Origin of the sequence: Sphingomonas sp. 2R-10 (assembly GCF_030062225.1) — a bacterium.
Taxonomy (GTDB): Bacteria; Pseudomonadota; Alphaproteobacteria; order Sphingomonadales; family Sphingomonadaceae; genus Sphingomonas.
The window spans coordinates 11,999-28,121 of record NZ_JASCXF010000014.1 but is presented as its reverse complement, the minus strand read 5'-3'; the positions used below and the strand labels follow the sequence as shown (position 1 = coordinate 28,121).

Genomic DNA, 16,123 nt, shown 5'->3' with positions numbered 1-16,123 from the left:
TCATTGTAGCCATCCCCCCGGAGCCCGACCAATGCTTGTGATACTGCTTCGGTATTCAATATATTCAAGTACAAAATGGCGGACTACATGAGAAAAGATATCTTCATGCGGAATGATGCGGAAATGTCACATATCGTACACCGGGACGTCCGTCCGCCCCGGCACGCGCCGATGGAGAGACTGACATGACGATGCTGCTGGCGCTGGTCGCCGCGATCACCGCGCAGGCGGCGCAGACGCCGCCCCCGCCGGCCGACACCGCCGCTGCGACGCAGGATACCGACGACATCGTCGTGACGGCGCGGATGCGCGATCGGGCGCGCGACACGGCGCGGCGGGTCGAAGCCGCACTGCCGCCGACGACGATCGAACAGCCGCTGGCGCGCTTCACCGATCCGATCTGTCCGGGCGTCGTCGGCATGGCGCGCGCATCGGGGCAGGCGGTGGTCGACCGCATCGGTATCGTCGCCGACATGCTGGGCCTGAAGGTGGGGGCGCCGGGATGCGACCCCAATCTGCTGGTGATCGCGACCGCCGACGGCCGGGCGCTGGTGCGGCGGATGATGGCGCGACGCCCCGCCAATATCCAGGCGCAGACGCTGGCCGACCTGCGCCGGATACTTGCCGAGCCGGGCGGCGCGCGGGCTTGGGTCGAATGGGAAGTACGCAACCGCGACGGCCAGCGCGCCATGCCACAGAACGACGGGCCGCCGACGCTGGCCGTACAGGGTTCCAGTCGGATCGTCAGTGCGATCCGCCGCGACATCGTCAGCGCGATCGTGGTGATCGACACCGCCGCACTGGCCGGACACGATCCGGTCCAGATCGCCGATTATGCCGCGATGCGCGCGCTGGCCGATGCCCGCCCCGCCCGGATCGGCGATACCGCGTCGATCCTCACCGCCTTCACCCCCGCCGCCGCTGCACCCGCCACCCTGACCCCGTTCGACCTCGGCCTGCTGCGCGGCCTCTACAAGGGGCAGGGCAACGTCACCGCGGGCATGAAGCGCGCGATGATGGTCCGCGAGATCGTCGCCGCGCCGCCCGAAGGCTGAACCCCCCAAGCAAAACTACCCGCAGCCTAAATCCCTACGCTATTGATAGACATACTGCACCGCGTCATTCTCCCAGCAAAATACAGGGAGATACGCATGGCATTGTCGTTGGCGCTGATTCTGGCGCAGGTCGCCGTTCCGACCGCGCCCGAACCGGTCGCGCCGGTGCAGGCGGCGTCGGAAACGCCGGTCGAGGCACAAGTGCCGCGCCCCGACACCGGCCGCCTCGCCCCCGCACAGTCGGGCGGCGAGATCGTCGTCACCGCGCGCCGCCGCGCCGAAACGGTGCAGCAGGTGCCGATCGCGATCTCGGTGATCGGCGGCACGACGCTGGCCGATACCGGCGCGTACAACGTCAGCCGCCTGACCCAGCTGCAACCGACGCTGCAATTCTATTCGACCAACCCGCGCAACTCCGCCGCCAACATCCGTGGCCTCGGCGCGCCGTTCGGGCTGACCAACGACGGCATCGAACAGGGCGTCGGCATCTATGTCGACGGCGTCTATTACAGCCGCATCGCGTCGGCGACGTTCGACTTCACCGATACCGAACGCATCGAAATCCTGCGCGGGCCGCAGGGCACGCTCTACGGCAAAAACACCACGGCGGGCGCGATCAACATCGCCACGCGCAAGCCCAGCTTCACCCCCGAAGCGCGCGTCGAACTGACCACCGGCAATCTCGACTTCATCCAGGCCAAGGCATCCGCCTCCGGCCCGATCGTCGACGGCAAGCTGGCGGCGCGCATTTCGGCCTCGGTCACCTCGCGCCGGGGGACGATCCGCAACACCGTGCTCGGCGGCTATGCCAATGCGCAGGACAATCAGAGCGTGCGCGGCCAGCTGCTGTGGACGCCGACCGACAATCTCGACCTGACGCTGTACGGCGACTATAATCATCAGGACCCGAATTGCTGCGCGCAGATCTATGTCCGCACCGGCGCGACGCAGCGGCCGCTGACCCGGCAATATGCTGCGCTGGCCGCCGCCTTCGGCTATGCCCCGCCCTCGACCAACGCGTTCGACCGGCTGACCGACCTCGACACCCCGTTGCGCGCGAAACAGGAGCTGGGCGGCGTCTCGCTGGTCGGGAACCTCAATCTGGGCGGGGCGACGCTGACCTCGGTCAGCGCGTGGCGCTTCTGGGACTGGGACCCGTCGAACGACCGCGATTTCACCGGGTTACCGATCACCACCGTATCGGCCAATCCGTCGCAGCAGCGCCAGTGGAGCCAGGAACTGCGCATCGCGTCGAACGGCAAGCGGGCGGTCGATTACGTCGCCGGGCTGTTCTATTTCCACCAGACCATCGATACGCAGGGGTTGCAGGTACAGGGCCCGGCGGCGTCGCGCTTCCTGCTCAACCCCGGCAACATTCCCGTCGGCAGCAGCGGTTGCGCGACCGCGACCACCGCGGCGTGCAACCCGGCGGCGCTGAACGGCCTGACCGCGCGCAACACCATCGGTTTCTCGAACACCAGCGCCGCGGTGTTCGGCAAGGCGACATGGCATATCACCGACGCGCTCTCGATCGCGCCGGGCGCGCGCGTAAATTACGACAGGAAGACCGGCGATTACGTGTCGGTGGTGACCACCGGCACCGGATCGACCACGCTCAGCGCCGACCAGCGCGGCGTGCTGGCCCCGCAGAGCTACCGCCCCGATTTCGACGACTGGAACGTGTCGGGCGACGTGACCATCGCCTATGACTTCGCGCGCGACGTGCATGGCTATGCGACCTATGCGCGCAGCTACAAATCGGGCGGCATCAACCTGTCGGGCCTGCCGCTGGACGGCAGCAACAACCCGATCCTCGCCGCCGCGCAGGTGAAGCCCGAACGGGTCAACCATTACGAACTGGGCCTGAAGACCCAGTGGCTCGACCGGCGCCTGACCGCCAACCTCGCCGCCTTCTGGACCGACATCAGCGACTATCAGGCGACGGTGACCAACGGCCAGCTGGGCGTGCTGCGCGGCTATCTGGCCAATGCCGAGGCGGTCCGCACCCGCGGGATCGAGCTCGACACCGCCTTCCGCCCGACCGAGCGGCTGAACGTCTATGCCAACGCCGCCTATACCGACGCGAAATACGTCCGCTTCGTCGACGCCCCCTGCCCGCCCGAACTGTCGGGCGGCAGCGCACCGGCGGCGGGCCAGAGCCCCAGCGCGCCCGGCACCCCCGGCGGTATCAGCCCGAGCGCATGCGACGTGTCGGGACAGCGGCTGCCCGGCATCTCGAAATGGGCGTTCAGCTACGGCGCCGAATATGCGCTGCCCGCGCGGATCGGCGAAACCGACGGCAACGCGTATCTGGGCTATGACGGCAGCTACCGTTCGCGCTTCTCGTCGAACCCGTCGCCCTCGGCCTATACCTATATCGACGGCTACAGCATCTCGAACTTCCGCCTCGGCTACCGCGCCGACGCCGGGTGGAACGCGTTCCTGTGGCTGCGCAACGCCTTCGACCAGAACTATTACGAACTGCTCGCCACCCAGTCGGGCAATACCGGCCTGATCGTCGGACAGCCCGGCGATCCGCGCACCTATGGCGTGACGGTGTCGGCGTCGTTCTGAGGAATCGGCGGGGCGGGATCAATCGTCCCACCCCGCCGCGTCACCACCGGCGAACGACGCGAGCAGCGCGCCGCCCGGTCCCCGCAACGCCTTGGGCACGGCGGCCAGCGCCGGATCGTCGATCCGCATTGCCGGCAACCGCGTCGCCAGCATTTCGGCCAGCGTGTGCGCCTGATGCCGGTCGCGGCGCTGCTTCACCACGTCACGATCGTCGCGACCGGCGACCCATAGCTTGTGGCACAGAAAGGCGCGAGGATCGGGCACCGCCATCCACAACGGAAATCCCCGTTCGTCGATGACGATCCGCTCGATCACCGGCACGTTTTCCAGCCAGGCCGGCCCGGCAATCTCCACCGCCACCAGATCGTCGGCCGGATCGCCGATCCGTGCCGGCGGGCGCGCGTCGGCAGGAAAGCGTGTCGCCGGAGTGATGAGGTCGACCATGTACCCCACATCGTTGACCGCTCGGAAACTGCCCGGCCCGGTAGGCTGGAAGCTGCCGTCCAGCCCCTGCAACAGCCCGACCAACCCGTCCGCCCGCACATCGCCGACGATCTTCAGCGACCGGCGCGCATCATACAGGATGTCGATGTCCATCGTGGTCATCGCTTCCTCGCCCAGCTGCACGCCGCCCATCATTTCATAGGCGTAGAGCGCATGGGTGCCGACGATCTTTAGACCTTTACCCAGCATCCCTTCCCGGTCGAGCCGGCGAATGATCCGCGCCGAGGTGACCGGCACCCGGCCAAGGCGCAGCGCCCGGTTGACCGGTGCCATCTCGCGCAGCCGCTGGTCGAGCCGGTCGCGTCGTTCACGCAATGCCCCGCGCCCGGCATGAAAGGCAACATGCGCCTCGCGCGTACGATCGTCCTCGCTCCCCAGGCTTTTCCAGACGCCGTCGGTCTTGCGGTACAGATACGCCCGTTCCTTGACCGTCTTCCACGTCATCGATCCCGCATAGCGCGTCGCCAGTTCGCGGGTCGTGTTGCGGTAGGTGGCATAAAGCTGCTCGCAGTCGATCAATTGCCGGGTCTGCTGCGCGCTCAAGTCCAACATAATGGAACGGTTATCCCTTTTTGAAATTTTTTCAACCTAAAAGGGATAACGCCCTCTCGGTAGAGTGTCCGCATCTTCGGGCACCCACGGGAACCACACGCCCCGCCCGACCGCTCACACCGCCATGACCGACGAACCCCTTCGCCCCGGCCGGGCCGTGCCCAGCGGCCGCCTGTCGCGCCTGTCCGGTTTCGGGCGTCTCGCCGGCGGGATCGCCGGGGGCATGCTCGCCGAAGGCGCGCGGCGCATCGCCAGCGGGGAGCGGCCGCGCATGGGCGACATGATCCTGACGCCGGCCAATGCGAAGCGCATGGCCGACCGGCTGTCGCACCTGCGCGGCGCGGCGATGAAGCTGGGGCAGATGATCTCGATGGACGCCGGCGACCTGTTGCCGCCCGAACTCGCCACGATCCTCGCCACCTTACGCAACCAGGGGCAGACTATGCCGCCCGCGCAGCTCGACCGGCTGCTGGTCGCCGAATGGGGCCCGCAGTGGCGCGGCAAGCTCGCCAAGTTCGACGCGAACCCGATCGCCGCCGCCTCGATCGGGCAGGTCCACCGCGCCGAGCTGGCCGATGGCCGGCGTCTGGCGATCAAGGTGCAATATCCCGGCGTGCGCGAGAGCATCGACGCCGATGTCGACAATGTCGCCACGCTGCTGCGCGTGTCGAACCTGCTGCCGCGCGAACTCGACCTCAAACCGCTGCTGGCCGAGGCCAAGCGCCAGCTCGCCGACGAAGCCGATTACGCGCGCGAGGCCGACGCGATGCGCCGCTATGCCCAGCGGCTCGCCGGCGATGCGCGCTACGCCGTGCCGTTGCCGGTCGACGCGCTGACCACGTCCCGCATCCTCGCCATGGACTATATGGACGGCACCCCGATCGAGAACCTCGCCACCGCGCCGCAGCCGACGCGCGACGCGGCGATGACCGCGCTGATCGAGCTGGTGTTGCGCGAGCTGTTCGATTTCGGCGAGATGCAGACCGATCCCAATTTCGCGAACTATCGCTGGCAGGCCGATACCGGCCGCGTCGTGCTGCTCGATTTCGGCGCGACCCGTCCGGTGCCGGCCGACACCGCCGACGCCTACGCCCGCCTGATCGCCGCCGGCCTCGCCCATGATCGCGACACGATCCGCGACGTCGCGGTCGAAACCGGGTTCCTGGGCGCGGCGGCGGTGGCGGCGCATCGCGGCGCGGTCGACCGGATCATCGCCGCGATCGACGACGCGATGGCGCGCCCCGGCCCGTTCGACTTCGGCGACCGCGCCTTCGTGCCGGTGGTCCGCGAGGAAGCCCGCACGCTGGCCGCCGACCGCGCGACGTGGCACGTCCCGCAGGTCGAGACGCTGTTCGTCCAGCGCAAGATCAGCGGTACGGCGCTGCTGGGCGCGCGGCTCAAGGCACGGGTAGACGTGCAGGGGCTGGCCCGGATCGCGTCCGCCCGGCACGCCGCCACCTGACCCGCCCGGGGCAGGTGCCGTACCTGCCGATGTCGCGACCATCCGCGCAGGACATTTCGTTTGGCAACGCGATCGTAGCGGGCGGACGAACGGGGTCCGGCCATGCGTTTCCATCCGACGCGCGGCAGGTCGATCCGGCGCGGACCCGCGCGCCTGTCAGCCGATCGAACGCGCCTCGCTCGTGGCGATCCAGCCCTGGACGGGCTTGCCCTCGCCCGAGGCATATTCCACCAGCATCGCCCCGCCCTGGCGGCGCAATACCCCGACGAGATCGCCCTGCACGACGAAGCGCGGCGTCATCCTGCCCGTCGGGTTCGCGCGGAACCGGGCGCGCGGCACGGTGATGCGGGCCAGGTCGATCCACGCGGCGGTCAGCGTCCGGCTGCCCTGCAACGCCTCGCCCGAGGGCACGGAACAGCCGCCGAAGTCGTTGACCCGCGGCAGGTCGAGACGCAGCTCGTCCCCGCGCAGGCTGAGCGCGCCGCGGGCCTGCTTGCCGCCCGGCCCGCGCGCCGTCACATCGGCCCGGCCGTCGGGACGCAGCGTGCCCGAAAAGCTGAACGTGCAGGTTCGGGTCACCCCCTGCCCCTGCACCTCCAGATAGCGGCCGACGATCCGGTCACCCGCGACCGCCATGTCGAACATCTCGAACTGTCCGCCGGTCGGCCCCGCCGCCGTCGCACATCCCGGGGCGAGCGCCAGCACGGCGGCGGCGATACGAAACGCTGTCTTCATTGTGCGCCCTTCAACCTGTCGTAGATCCTGCGCAGTCCCGTATCGTAATTTTCCTGGGCGCTGCCGTTGTAGCTGTTGCCGATCGCGTTGAAATCCTGCCGTTCCATCGCCGATACCAGCCCGGCCTTCGCCTTGCAGAACAGGACGAACGCCTCCAGCTGTCCGGCGTCGCCGCTCTTCATCAGGTTCACGAAACTGTCGACATCGCCATAGCCGCAGTCGCGGTAATTCTCGCCCAGCACCTGAAACGCGCCGAACGACGTCGATTTCAGCGCGGCGTCATGGTCCAGCGCCATCGCTTCCTCCAGCGTCCGCCATGCCGTCGCCTGATCGCGATTGTTGACGACCCACTTCGCCCGCCATCCCGACCGCGTATAGGGGTAGCTGAGCTTCGGATGGCTGCCGTCATATACGCGGTTGGTATATTTCCGGAACTTGTGCCCTTCGAACGCGATCACGATCCGTCCGCCGGGGCCGAAACCCGATTTGCCGCCGGATTCCTTTTCGGCCAGCGCCTTGACCAGCAGCGGATCGACCTTCGGGCTCAGCCGCTGCGCCGCGCGGGTGAAATCGGCATCGGTCAGGTTGCGCCGCCCGCCGCCACCGCCCGACGATGCCGCCGGCGGGCGGGCACCGCGCGCCCGCACTCGCGCGCCGCGCGGGGCCTCCACCTGTTCGTCGCGCAGCCAGCCCTGCAGCGTGGATTGCAGTCCCGCCAGCGCCTGCCCGGCCCAGCGGCCGACGGTTTCCAGCCCCGACGGCCCGGATGCGGCCGCGGGCGGTGCCGCACGCGGCGCGGCGCGCGACGCCAGGCTGCGCAGCATCCGCCCGCCGGGATCGACCCGCGCATCGGGGTGGGGATAGTGCAACACCGTCTTCTGATAGGAACGGATCGCATCGATCGTCCGTCGGCCCGCGACGCCGTCCTCCTGCAGGGGCGTCCGCCCTCCCGCACGGTTCAGCAGATGCTGGACCACCAGCACATCGCGCTTCACATTCGTCCCGGCCAGCCCGACCGAACTCGAAATCAACGGCGTCCTGAAGGTTGCCACCGCCGGAAAACTCCCGTCCGTTTCATGTCTTTGCCGTAACGTTCAACCATATCGGGCGTTCCCCGACCCCGGCCATCTGCCGGCATGCCCGTCCTGGGGGGCGCGCGATATCCAGCGATAACCACGAATGTTCGCCATTCCCGCGCAGGCGGGAATCCATTGACGCCGACGGTCCGGCGCACGGGGGTAACGAAAAGGGAGGGTGCCCTTCCCGTCGCCCCAGCGCAGGCTGGGGCCTCCTGCGGCGAGGCGCGCGCTTCCTTACCGGGAGATCCCGGCCTGCGCCGGGATGACGTCCGCGGCCAAGGTGGGGAAACCCGCCTCAGAATTCCGACCAGTCGTCCTCGACCAGCGCGACCGCCGCCTTCCCCCGCCGCACCGGCGCGACCAGCGCCGGTCGCGCCATGCGGACCGGCAGCGCCCGCACCGTATCGCGCTGGTCGCGCAACCCGGTCTCGCCCAGCGAGAACCGCGCGATCTCGGCCGACAGCGCGTCGGCCTCCGACGACAGGCTGCGCGCGGCGGCGGTGCTTTCCTCGACCATCGCCGCGTTGCGCTGGGTCACGCCGTCCATCTCGGACACCGCGGTATTGACCTGGGCCAGCCCCTGCGACTGCTGTGCGGCCGATCCCGAAATGTCGGATACCAGCGTGTTGATCTCGGCGATGCGGGCGATGATCCGTTCCAGCGAACGGCCGGTCTCGCTGACCAGCGCGACGCCGGTATCGACCGTCGCGACCGATGCGGTGATGCGCTGCTTCACGTCCTTGGCCGCGTCGGCCGAACGCTGCGCCAGCGCGCGGACTTCGGATGCGACGACGGCGAAGCCCTTGCCCGCGTCGCCTGCCCGTGCCGCCTCCACGCCGGCGTTCAGCGCCAGCAGGTTCGTCTGGAACGCGATGCCGTCGATCACCGCGATGATGTCGGAGATTTCGGTCGAGGTCCGCTCGATCCGCGACATCGCCTCGACCGCACGGTGGACGATCTGGCCCGATTCCACCGCTTCGTGGCGCGCGGCACCGACGGCCTGGTCGGCGCGGCCGGCGCTCAGCGCGGTCTCGCGCATCGTCGCGGTGATCTGCTCCATCGCCGCCGCCGTCTGTTCGAGGCTGGCGGCCTGCTGCTCGGTGCGCTGCGACAGGTCGTCGGACGCCGCGCTGATCTCGCCCGCGCCTTTCCGGATATCGGTCGCGACCGTCGATACCGACAGCATCGCGGCGCGCAGTGCCGCGACCGCCGCGTTGAAATCGCGGGCCAGCGTCGCGAACGGCTCCTGCAACTCGGCATCGATCCGCACCGACAGGTCGCCGGCGGCAAGCTTGCCCAGCCCCTCGCCCAGCACCAGCGCCATCTGCCGCTGGGTATCGGCCTGGCGCGCGGCGAGCGCGCTTTCACGGAACGCCGCCATCGCCTTGGTCAGGCGGCCGACGCAGTCATGGTTGCCGGTATGCGCGACCGGACTGTCGAGGTCGCCCGCGGCCAGCGCCTCCATCCGCACGACCGTGGTGACATAGGGGGTGCAGATCAGCCGCGACGCGCCCAGCGTCACGCCGACGATCGCCGCGACCCCGGCGATCGCCCCGCCCAGCACCACCCCCGGCGCGACCGCATCCGGCGCGAACGCCGCAACGCCGGCCAGCGCAGCGATGCCGCCCGACAGCAGCAGATAGACGATCGCCAGCACCTGAAACTTCTTCCGTATCGGCGCGTCGTTCGAAAACCATCCGATCATATCATCCCCCTTGTCGCTCCGACGATGCGCCTGCCCCTGGCGCCTCGACCGGCGGGTCCGCCCCATCCCGCCGACCGGCGGACATGGCGCGCCCCATCACGCTCCGGACAATGCCGCGCCGGGATTTAACTATAGGTGTATGGCTATTTGCCGGTCTTCCGCAGGATTTCCGGTCCGCGGACCGGCCGGACGCATCGGCATTCCGTAAAATACGGGATCGAGCGGGTCATTATCCGGATTCTGTCCGATCATGGTCTAGACCTAACGGACCATCTGTCCGATTTTGCTGAAACCGACCCTGATCGGACGGCGATAACGTCGCAGGCACCCTGTGCGATACGGGTATACCCTTTCTGACGCACTGTCGGATGAAACGAGACACGTGATTATGAATGTGGCATAAGGTAGCTCTTATGCCACATTGCCGGACAATACTAACGTGACGCTTCAAGTAAACATTACCGCCAATGGTCGCATGAGCCTTCCTGCCGACATCCGAAAGCGTTTGGGACTGGAAGGGGGCGGTGCGATCCTCGTCGAGGAGACTGACGATGGCGTGATCCTGCGCACCGTCGACCAAGCGGTGGCCAAGGCGCAGGCGATCGCCAAACGCTATGCCGCGCACCCCGATGCGTCGGTCGACGCCTTTCTCGCCGCCCGGCGTCAGGACAGCGGCGAATGAGCGGCGTCGTCCTCGATGCCTCGGCGATCATCGCGCTGCTCAAGGGCGAACGTGGCGCGACGAAGGTCGCAGGCGTTCTGGCCGACGCCGCGCTCTGTGCGGTGAACCAGGCCGAGGTCGTCAGCCACTTCGTCCATCTCGGCGCACCGCTCGACGATATTCGCGCGATGCTCGGCGCGCTTCCCTATCGCGTGATCGCGGCGGACGATGCGCTGGCATGGGACGCCGGCGACCTGCGACAGACGACCGCGTCGGCCGGCCTGTCGCTCGGCGACCGCTTCTGCCTCGCGCTCGCCCGCCGGCTCGACGCCCCGGCCTATACCGCCGACCGGCCGTGGAAGGATATTGCCGCCGATATCGGGGTCCGGATCGTAGTCATTCGGTAGCGCCCCCCCTCAATCGTGCCTGAGCGCCCAAGCCGGTGCCGCACGGCTCGCGCGGAGCGACTGCCCCAGCACGGTCAGCACCGCGACCGCCACCGCGACGACGCTGGCGCCGACAAAGAACAGCGGCGACAGCGGCACCGCATCCTCGAACCCCGCCAGCCATGTCCGCATCGCGAGGAACGCCAGCGGCCATGCGACGAGGTTGGCGAGCAGGACGGGCCGCAGGAACTGCCCGACCAGCAGCTTGACGATATCGGCCGACGACGCCCCCAGCGTCTTGCGGATGCCGATCTCGCGCGTGCGCCGCGCGGTGTTGAACGACGCGAGACCCCATAGCCCGACGCAGCCGATCAGCACGGCGAGGCCGGCGCCGATCCCGAACAGCCGCATGGCGCGGTCGTCGGCCTCGTAATAGTCGGCAAGACGTTCGTCAGCGGTCTGGCCGGCGAACGGCACCTGCGGCACCATCCGCTGCCACAGGTCGCGCACCGCCGCCAGCGCGGTGCGCGGGTCGCCGCTCACCCGGATCGCGATGACCGACGTGTCGATCGCCTCGGGTGCGCGGTTGTAGATATAGTAGGTCGGCGCGACCGGACTGCGCGGGGTGTCGAAGCGCAGGTCGTCGACCACGCCGACGATCGTACGCGGCCGGTCGCCGCCCACCGTCTTGCCGATCGCATCCTGTGCCGATGCGAAGCGCAGCGGGGTCAGCGCGCGGCGGTTGATGACGATGTTGGTCGGATCGCTCCCCTTGCGCCCGGTGACGTCGTCGGCGCCATGGGCGTCGTCGAACCACCGCCCGGCGATCAGCCGCGCGCCATGCGTTTCGAAGAAGCGCGGGCTTACCCGAACCCAGGTCAGCGACGGCCCCGGTCCGGCGACGCCGGGCAGCGGCACGTTGTTGTTGTTCCCCTCGCCGCTGCCGCCCGGTGTCGCATTGGCGATGGTGGCGTCCTTCACCTGCGGCAGCGCGCGGATCGCGGCGAGGATCGCGGGCTTGCGGTCCTTTGGCACCGCCGGGTCGACGGCGGCGGTCACCACCAGCAGCCCCTCGCGCTGGAACCCCAGGTCGGCGGCCCGGACGTGGCGGGTCTGCGCGACCAGCACGGCGGTGCCGATCATGAAGGCGATGGCGAGGCCGAACTGGCCGATCACCAGCGCCTCGCGGACGCGCGTTCCCGCCCGTCCGCCACCGGGCGACCGCGCCGAGGCCAGCACCGCGGCGGCGGGAAAGCGCGACAGCAGGATCGCGGGATACACGCCGGCCGCCACGCCCACGACCACCGCCAGCACCGCCAGCGCCGGCACGACGACGCCGTACGGCATGGTCAGCGACAGCCCGCCCGCCGCATTGACCAGCGGCAGCCCCAGCTCGGCGAGGATCAGCCCGAACAGCGCGGCGATGGCGACGGTCAGCACCGCCTCGCCCAAGAACTGGCGCACCAGCACGCCCCGGCTCGCCCCCAGCACCTTGCGCATCGCGACTTCGCGGGCGCGCAGGCCAGCGCGGGCGGTGGCGAGGTTGACGTAATTGACCACTGCAATCAGCAGCGTCAGCAGCCCGACCAGCCCCAGCGTGACGACGGTCGTCTTCGCGCTCGCGCTCTCGGTCCCCTGCGGAGCAAAGTGCAGGTCGACCAGCGGCAGCAGCTCGAGATGCTGCAGGTCCGACGGCTTGCCGCCGCCCCCGGTCAGCTCCTTGCCGCGCCGGTCGACGAACGCGGTCAGCTTGCCCTCGAACGCACGCGCAGCGGCCGGCGTGTCGAACCGCAGATAGGTGGCCAGCGACACGCTGCCCCAGTGATACCAATATTGGTTCGCCATATCGCGGGTGATCGGCATCAGCACCGACAGCTTGAAATCGCTGTTCTTCGGCAGGTCGCGGAACACGGCGGCGACGCGGTACGTCCGCACCTTGTCCATCGACACGACCAATGTCTGGCCGATCGGATCGCGGTTGCCGAAATAGGCGCGCGCGGTCTTCTGGTCGATCGCGACATTGCCCGGCTGCGCCAGCGCGGTGGCGGCATCGCCCGCCACCATCGGCAGGCGGAACACGTCGAAGAAGGTAGCGTCGACCTGCGCCGCGTCGACCCGCGTTGCGCGTCCGTTCATCAGGATCGTGCCGGCTTCCTGCCCGCCGCCGATCCGGGTGCCGACGACGCCCGGAAAATCCTCGCGCAGCTGGTCGAGCAGCCCGCCCATCGTATAGGCAAAGGCCCCGTTCGCCGGGCTGTCGGGCATGGTATAGACCGTCTGCACGACATAGACCTTGTCGTGATCGGGCAGCCACGTCTCATACCCCGTCTCGAACCGGACATAGAGGCCGAGGATCAGGAACACCGCGATCCCGACCGCCAGCCCCCCGATGTTGAGCGCGGCGTGGAGCTTGTGGCGCACAAGCGAGCGATAGAGCGACAGCAGCGCGAAACGGCTCATGGCAACCCCCGAAAGATCAGCCGCAGGTGACGCGGGCGAGGCCGCTCTTCGACGTCGAACAGTTGGGACGGCCGGTGACGGTCACCCGCGCCAGACCGCTGGCGTCGACCGCCGCCGGCCCGTCGACACGCGCCCGGACCGATCCGGTACCGCTCGCCCGCACCGACAACGCTCCCGTCGTCAGTGTCGAGGTGTCGACATGTCCAGTCCCGCTGGCGGTGATTGCCAGCGTGTCGGCACGCCCGGCGGCGACGATGCGCCCGGTGCCGCCGAGGGTCAGCGACAGCCGGTCGGCCTGCACCCCGTCCAGCTTCGCCGAACCGGTGCCCGACAATGCGACCGTGGCCCGCGCCGCGCGCAGGCCGTCGATCGTCAGGCTGCCGGTCCCGCCGAGCTTCGCATCGAAGTCGGGAGCGGAAAGCGCACCGATCCGGATCGATCCGGTCCCGCTCGCCTCGACCGCGCGCAGCCGCGGCAGGGTGATCGCGATGGTCGCGGCGGGTTTGCGCTGGCGGCTGTCGCAGCTGCCCGGCGCGCGGGTCAGCGTCAGCACCTGTCCGCGTACCGCGACGCCGATCGCTGTCAGCGACGCCGACGGTCCCTGCGCCCGCACCGCGAAGCGCGCGCCGAGCGTGACGACGACGGCATCGCACCCGCGCACGACGATGCGGTCGAACCCGGCGGCGGCGAAATTGCGCGCATCCTGCGCCAGCGCCGGGGTCGGCACAAGCGAGGCGAACAGCGCGAGAGGAAGGAGTTTCATGGGTGCGTCTCCGGATGGGGAGGGAAGTTTGAAGAAGGCGGCGCCCGCCCCGGACCGTATCCCCGCGCAGGCGGGGATCCAGGGCGGCAGGAACCGGCGGTATTCGTGGCCCTGGACCCCCGCCTGCGCGGGGGTACGCCATGGGGAGAAAGGGAGGATCACATCGCCCGCATCGCATTGGCGACGATGCGCCCGTCCAGCATGTCGATCCGCCGCTTCGCCATGTCGGCATGCGCGGGCGAGTGGGTGACCATCACGATCGTCGCGCCTTCGGCGTTCAGCCCCATCAGGATGTTCATCACCTGCTCGCCATTGGCGGTGTCGAGGTTGCCGGTCGGTTCGTCCGCCAGGATCAGTTTCGGATCGCCGACGATCGCGCGGGCGATGGCCGCGCGCTGCTGCTGTCCGCCCGACAGCTGGTGCGGGAAATGGCGGGCGCGGTGCGCGATGCCGACCTTGTCCATCGCCGCCGCGACCCGGCCCTTGCGATCCCCGGCATCGCCGCGATAGGCGAGGCCGAGCGCGACATTCTCCTCGATCGTCAGCTCGTCGATCAGGTTGAAGCTCTGGAACACGAAGCCCAGCGTGCTTCCGCGAAACTTCGCCAGATCGCTCTCGCCCAGCGCGGCGAGGTCGCGGTCGCCGAACAGATACTTGCCCCCGGTCGGGCGATCGACGGTGCCCAGCGTGTTGAGCAGCGTCGACTTGCCGCAGCCCGACGGCCCCATGATCGCGACGAACTCGCCGGCTTCGACATGCAGGTCGATGTCGTGCAGCGCGGTCGTCTCGACCTCGTCGGAGACATAGCGGCGCTGGATATTCTCGAGACGGATCATATGCCCCCCTATCGGATGTTGATGATGTCGCCCTTCACGGACGATGTGCTGGTGGTGACGATGCGGTCGCCGGGGTTCAGCCCCGACAGGATCTCGACGACTTCGGGATTGCGGCGGCCGACCTTCACCGGGCGGCGCGTCGCATGGGCGCCATCGGCGTCGAGGACGAAGGCGAACGCGCCATTGTCCGTCGCCAGCCACCCGCCGACCGGCGCGACGACCGCCTTCGATGCGGCACCCAGCGTGATGCGGATGTCGAGCGTCTGCCCGCGATTGAGGTTGGGGGTTCTTGCCGCTTGCGCGGGAGCGGTGCCGGCGAACGTCAGTTCGACCCGGAACCGCCCGTCCTTCACGGCGGGCAGGACCTTGGAGACGGTAAGGCTCGCACCGTCGGCCTTCGCCTTCTGCCCGACGGCGACGCGGCCGAGATAATATTCGTCGACATCGGCCTCCAGCTTCCACGACCCCTCGCTGTCGACCTGTCCCGCCGGGTCGCCAGCCTTCAGCGTCTGGCCCGGTTGCAGCGTGAAGTTGGTCAGCCGCCCCGCCGCCGGTGCGCGGATCGTCAGCGCCGACAGCCCGCCGCGTACCGCCGCGAGGTTGCCCGACAGCCGCGCCTGCGTATCGGCAAGCCGTGCCCCCTGCGTCGCGGTGATCCGCGCCTCGGTCCCGGCGCCGCTGCGCAGCTGCGCCAGACGGCGGGTCTGATATTCCGCCTCGGCGCGATAGCCCGCGACCCCGGCCTCGGACACGATGCCCTTGTCGAACAGCTGCTGGCGGATGGCGAGGTCGCGCCGCGCCTTGATGAGATCATATTCGGCCTGCGCCACCTGCGCCGACCGGTCGAGCCGGCTGCGCTCGATCCCCAGCCCCTCGCCGGCGATGGACCCGAGCTGGCTGGCGATCGCCGCCTCGCGCGTCAGCACCTCGAGGCGCAGTTCGGGATTGGCCAGCGTCGCGAGCGGCTGCCCGGCGGCGACCATCGCCCCGTCCTGCACCAGCAATTGCTCGACCTGCCCGCCCGACAGCACCCCGACCAGCGTCGTCAGCCGCGGCGCGACCGTCGCGCGCACCGGCAGGTAATCGTCGAACGCACCGCGCGTCACCTCGCCCGTCTCGATCGCGCTCGCGGCGATGTCGGTCGATCCGGCGGCGGGCAGGAAGCGCCACAGCACGACGCCCATGACGATCACCGCCACCACGATCCACGTCGCACGCCGCCGCCACCATGCGCGCGCCGGCCGGGCGATGCGCCGGTCCATCGCCGCGCCGGCCGGTGCGCTGGCGTGCGGTTCAGGGGTGCTTGCGCCGTGTGTCGCTTCGGTCATCATGGACATGAGTGTCACCGATC

The 16,123-nt window shown here is 69.1% G+C and carries 13 protein-coding genes; 5 read left to right on the top strand and 8 right to left on the bottom strand.

What is annotated here, in order from left to right; all coding sequences use genetic code 11:
- Nucleotides 1-185 precede the first annotated feature (185 nt).
- Both QLH51_RS08145 and QLH51_RS08140 read left to right on the top strand, forming a co-directional pair.
- Nucleotides 186-1,055, top strand: a complete 870-nt coding sequence (locus tag QLH51_RS08145; RefSeq protein ID WP_283514486.1) for a hypothetical protein — start codon at nt 186-188, stop codon at nt 1,053-1,055.
- A 96-nt stretch (nt 1,056-1,151) separates the two neighbouring features.
- Nucleotides 1,152-3,629: a TonB-dependent receptor gene (locus tag QLH51_RS08140; protein WP_283514485.1), complete on the top strand. Its 2,478-nt coding sequence runs from the start codon at nt 1,152-1,154 to the stop codon at nt 3,627-3,629.
- An 18-nt stretch (nt 3,630-3,647) separates the two neighbouring features.
- On the opposite strand, the gene QLH51_RS08135 is transcribed toward QLH51_RS08140, so the two are convergent.
- Nucleotides 3,648-4,685 (bottom strand): nucleotidyltransferase domain-containing protein, encoded by a 1,038-nt coding sequence (locus QLH51_RS08135; protein WP_283514484.1) that lies wholly within the window; start codon nt 4,683-4,685, stop codon nt 3,648-3,650.
- 124 nt (nt 4,686-4,809) lie between these two features.
- Here QLH51_RS08135 and QLH51_RS08130 point away from each other — a divergent pair, with 124 nt between their 5' ends.
- Nucleotides 4,810-6,147, top strand: coding sequence for an ABC1 kinase family protein (locus QLH51_RS08130; RefSeq protein WP_283514483.1), 1,338 nt, complete (start codon nt 4,810-4,812; stop codon nt 6,145-6,147).
- A 156-nt stretch (nt 6,148-6,303) separates the two neighbouring features.
- Here the strand turns inward: QLH51_RS08130 and QLH51_RS08125 are convergent, their stop codons facing one another.
- From QLH51_RS08125 to QLH51_RS08115, 3 genes are all read right to left on the bottom strand, one after another.
- Nucleotides 6,304-6,882 (bottom strand): hypothetical protein, encoded by a 579-nt coding sequence (locus QLH51_RS08125; protein WP_283514482.1) that lies wholly within the window; start codon nt 6,880-6,882, stop codon nt 6,304-6,306.
- Nucleotides 6,879-7,934, bottom strand: coding sequence for an N-acetylmuramidase domain-containing protein (locus QLH51_RS08120; RefSeq protein WP_283514481.1), 1,056 nt, complete (start codon nt 7,932-7,934; stop codon nt 6,879-6,881). Before QLH51_RS08120 ends, QLH51_RS08125 begins: the two co-directional genes overlap by 4 nt.
- Nucleotides 7,935-8,256: 322 nt before the next feature.
- A complete protein-coding gene (locus QLH51_RS08115) occupies nt 8,257-9,666 on the bottom strand; it encodes a methyl-accepting chemotaxis protein (RefSeq protein WP_283514480.1) in 1,410 nt (469 codons plus the stop codon).
- 439 nt (nt 9,667-10,105) lie between these two features.
- Between QLH51_RS08115 and QLH51_RS08110 the strand changes: the two genes are divergently transcribed.
- Both QLH51_RS08110 and QLH51_RS08105 read left to right on the top strand, forming a co-directional pair.
- Entirely contained in the window at nt 10,106-10,348 is a 243-nt protein-coding gene (locus tag QLH51_RS08110) for an AbrB/MazE/SpoVT family DNA-binding domain-containing protein (protein WP_283514479.1), read from the top strand.
- Nucleotides 10,345-10,734, top strand: coding sequence for a type II toxin-antitoxin system VapC family toxin (locus QLH51_RS08105; RefSeq protein ID WP_283514478.1), 390 nt, complete (start codon nt 10,345-10,347; stop codon nt 10,732-10,734). Before QLH51_RS08110 ends, QLH51_RS08105 begins: the two co-directional genes overlap by 4 nt.
- A 9-nt stretch (nt 10,735-10,743) precedes the next feature.
- On the opposite strand, the gene QLH51_RS08100 is transcribed toward QLH51_RS08105, so the two are convergent.
- The 4 genes from QLH51_RS08100 to QLH51_RS08085 all read right to left on the bottom strand — a co-directional run bounded on the left by QLH51_RS08100 (nt 10,744) and on the right by QLH51_RS08085 (nt 16,109).
- Entirely contained in the window at nt 10,744-13,173 is a 2,430-nt protein-coding gene (locus tag QLH51_RS08100) for an ABC transporter permease (protein WP_283514477.1), read from the bottom strand.
- A gap of 16 nt (nt 13,174-13,189) precedes the next feature.
- On the bottom strand, nt 13,190-13,936 hold the full coding sequence (locus QLH51_RS08095; protein WP_283514476.1) for a GIN domain-containing protein: 747 nt from the start codon (nt 13,934-13,936) through the stop codon (nt 13,190-13,192).
- A 158-nt stretch (nt 13,937-14,094) separates the two neighbouring features.
- Nucleotides 14,095-14,772, bottom strand: coding sequence for an ABC transporter ATP-binding protein (locus QLH51_RS08090; RefSeq protein ID WP_283514475.1), 678 nt, complete (start codon nt 14,770-14,772; stop codon nt 14,095-14,097).
- Between the two features lie 8 nt (nt 14,773-14,780).
- Nucleotides 14,781-16,109 (bottom strand): efflux RND transporter periplasmic adaptor subunit, encoded by a 1,329-nt coding sequence (locus QLH51_RS08085; protein WP_283514474.1) that lies wholly within the window; start codon nt 16,107-16,109, stop codon nt 14,781-14,783.
- Between the last annotated feature and the right edge of the window lie 14 nt (nt 16,110-16,123).

Bases quoted from the DNA above. Each gene is read 5' to 3' on its own strand.
- QLH51_RS08115 (WP_283514480.1), bottom strand. From the start codon at position 9,666: ATGATCGGATGGTTTTCGAACGACGCGCCGATACGGAAGAAGTTTCAG.
- QLH51_RS08125 (WP_283514482.1), bottom strand. From the start codon at position 6,882: ATGAAGACAGCGTTTCGTATCGCCGCCGCCGTGCTGGCGCTCGCCCCG.
- QLH51_RS08090 (WP_283514475.1), bottom strand. From the start codon at position 14,772: ATGATCCGTCTCGAGAATATCCAGCGCCGCTATGTCTCCGACGAGGTC.
- QLH51_RS08130 (WP_283514483.1), top strand. From the start codon at position 4,810: ATGACCGACGAACCCCTTCGCCCCGGCCGGGCCGTGCCCAGCGGCCGC.
- QLH51_RS08135 (WP_283514484.1), bottom strand. From the start codon at position 4,685: ATGTTGGACTTGAGCGCGCAGCAGACCCGGCAATTGATCGACTGCGAG.
- QLH51_RS08100 (WP_283514477.1), bottom strand. From the start codon at position 13,173: ATGAGCCGTTTCGCGCTGCTGTCGCTCTATCGCTCGCTTGTGCGCCAC.
- QLH51_RS08095 (WP_283514476.1), bottom strand. From the start codon at position 13,936: ATGAAACTCCTTCCTCTCGCGCTGTTCGCCTCGCTTGTGCCGACCCCG.
- QLH51_RS08140 (WP_283514485.1), top strand. From the start codon at position 1,152: ATGGCATTGTCGTTGGCGCTGATTCTGGCGCAGGTCGCCGTTCCGACC.
- QLH51_RS08085 (WP_283514474.1), bottom strand. From the start codon at position 16,109: ATGTCCATGATGACCGAAGCGACACACGGCGCAAGCACCCCTGAACCG.
- QLH51_RS08145 (WP_283514486.1), top strand. From the start codon at position 186: ATGACGATGCTGCTGGCGCTGGTCGCCGCGATCACCGCGCAGGCGGCG.
- QLH51_RS08105 (WP_283514478.1), top strand. From the start codon at position 10,345: ATGAGCGGCGTCGTCCTCGATGCCTCGGCGATCATCGCGCTGCTCAAG.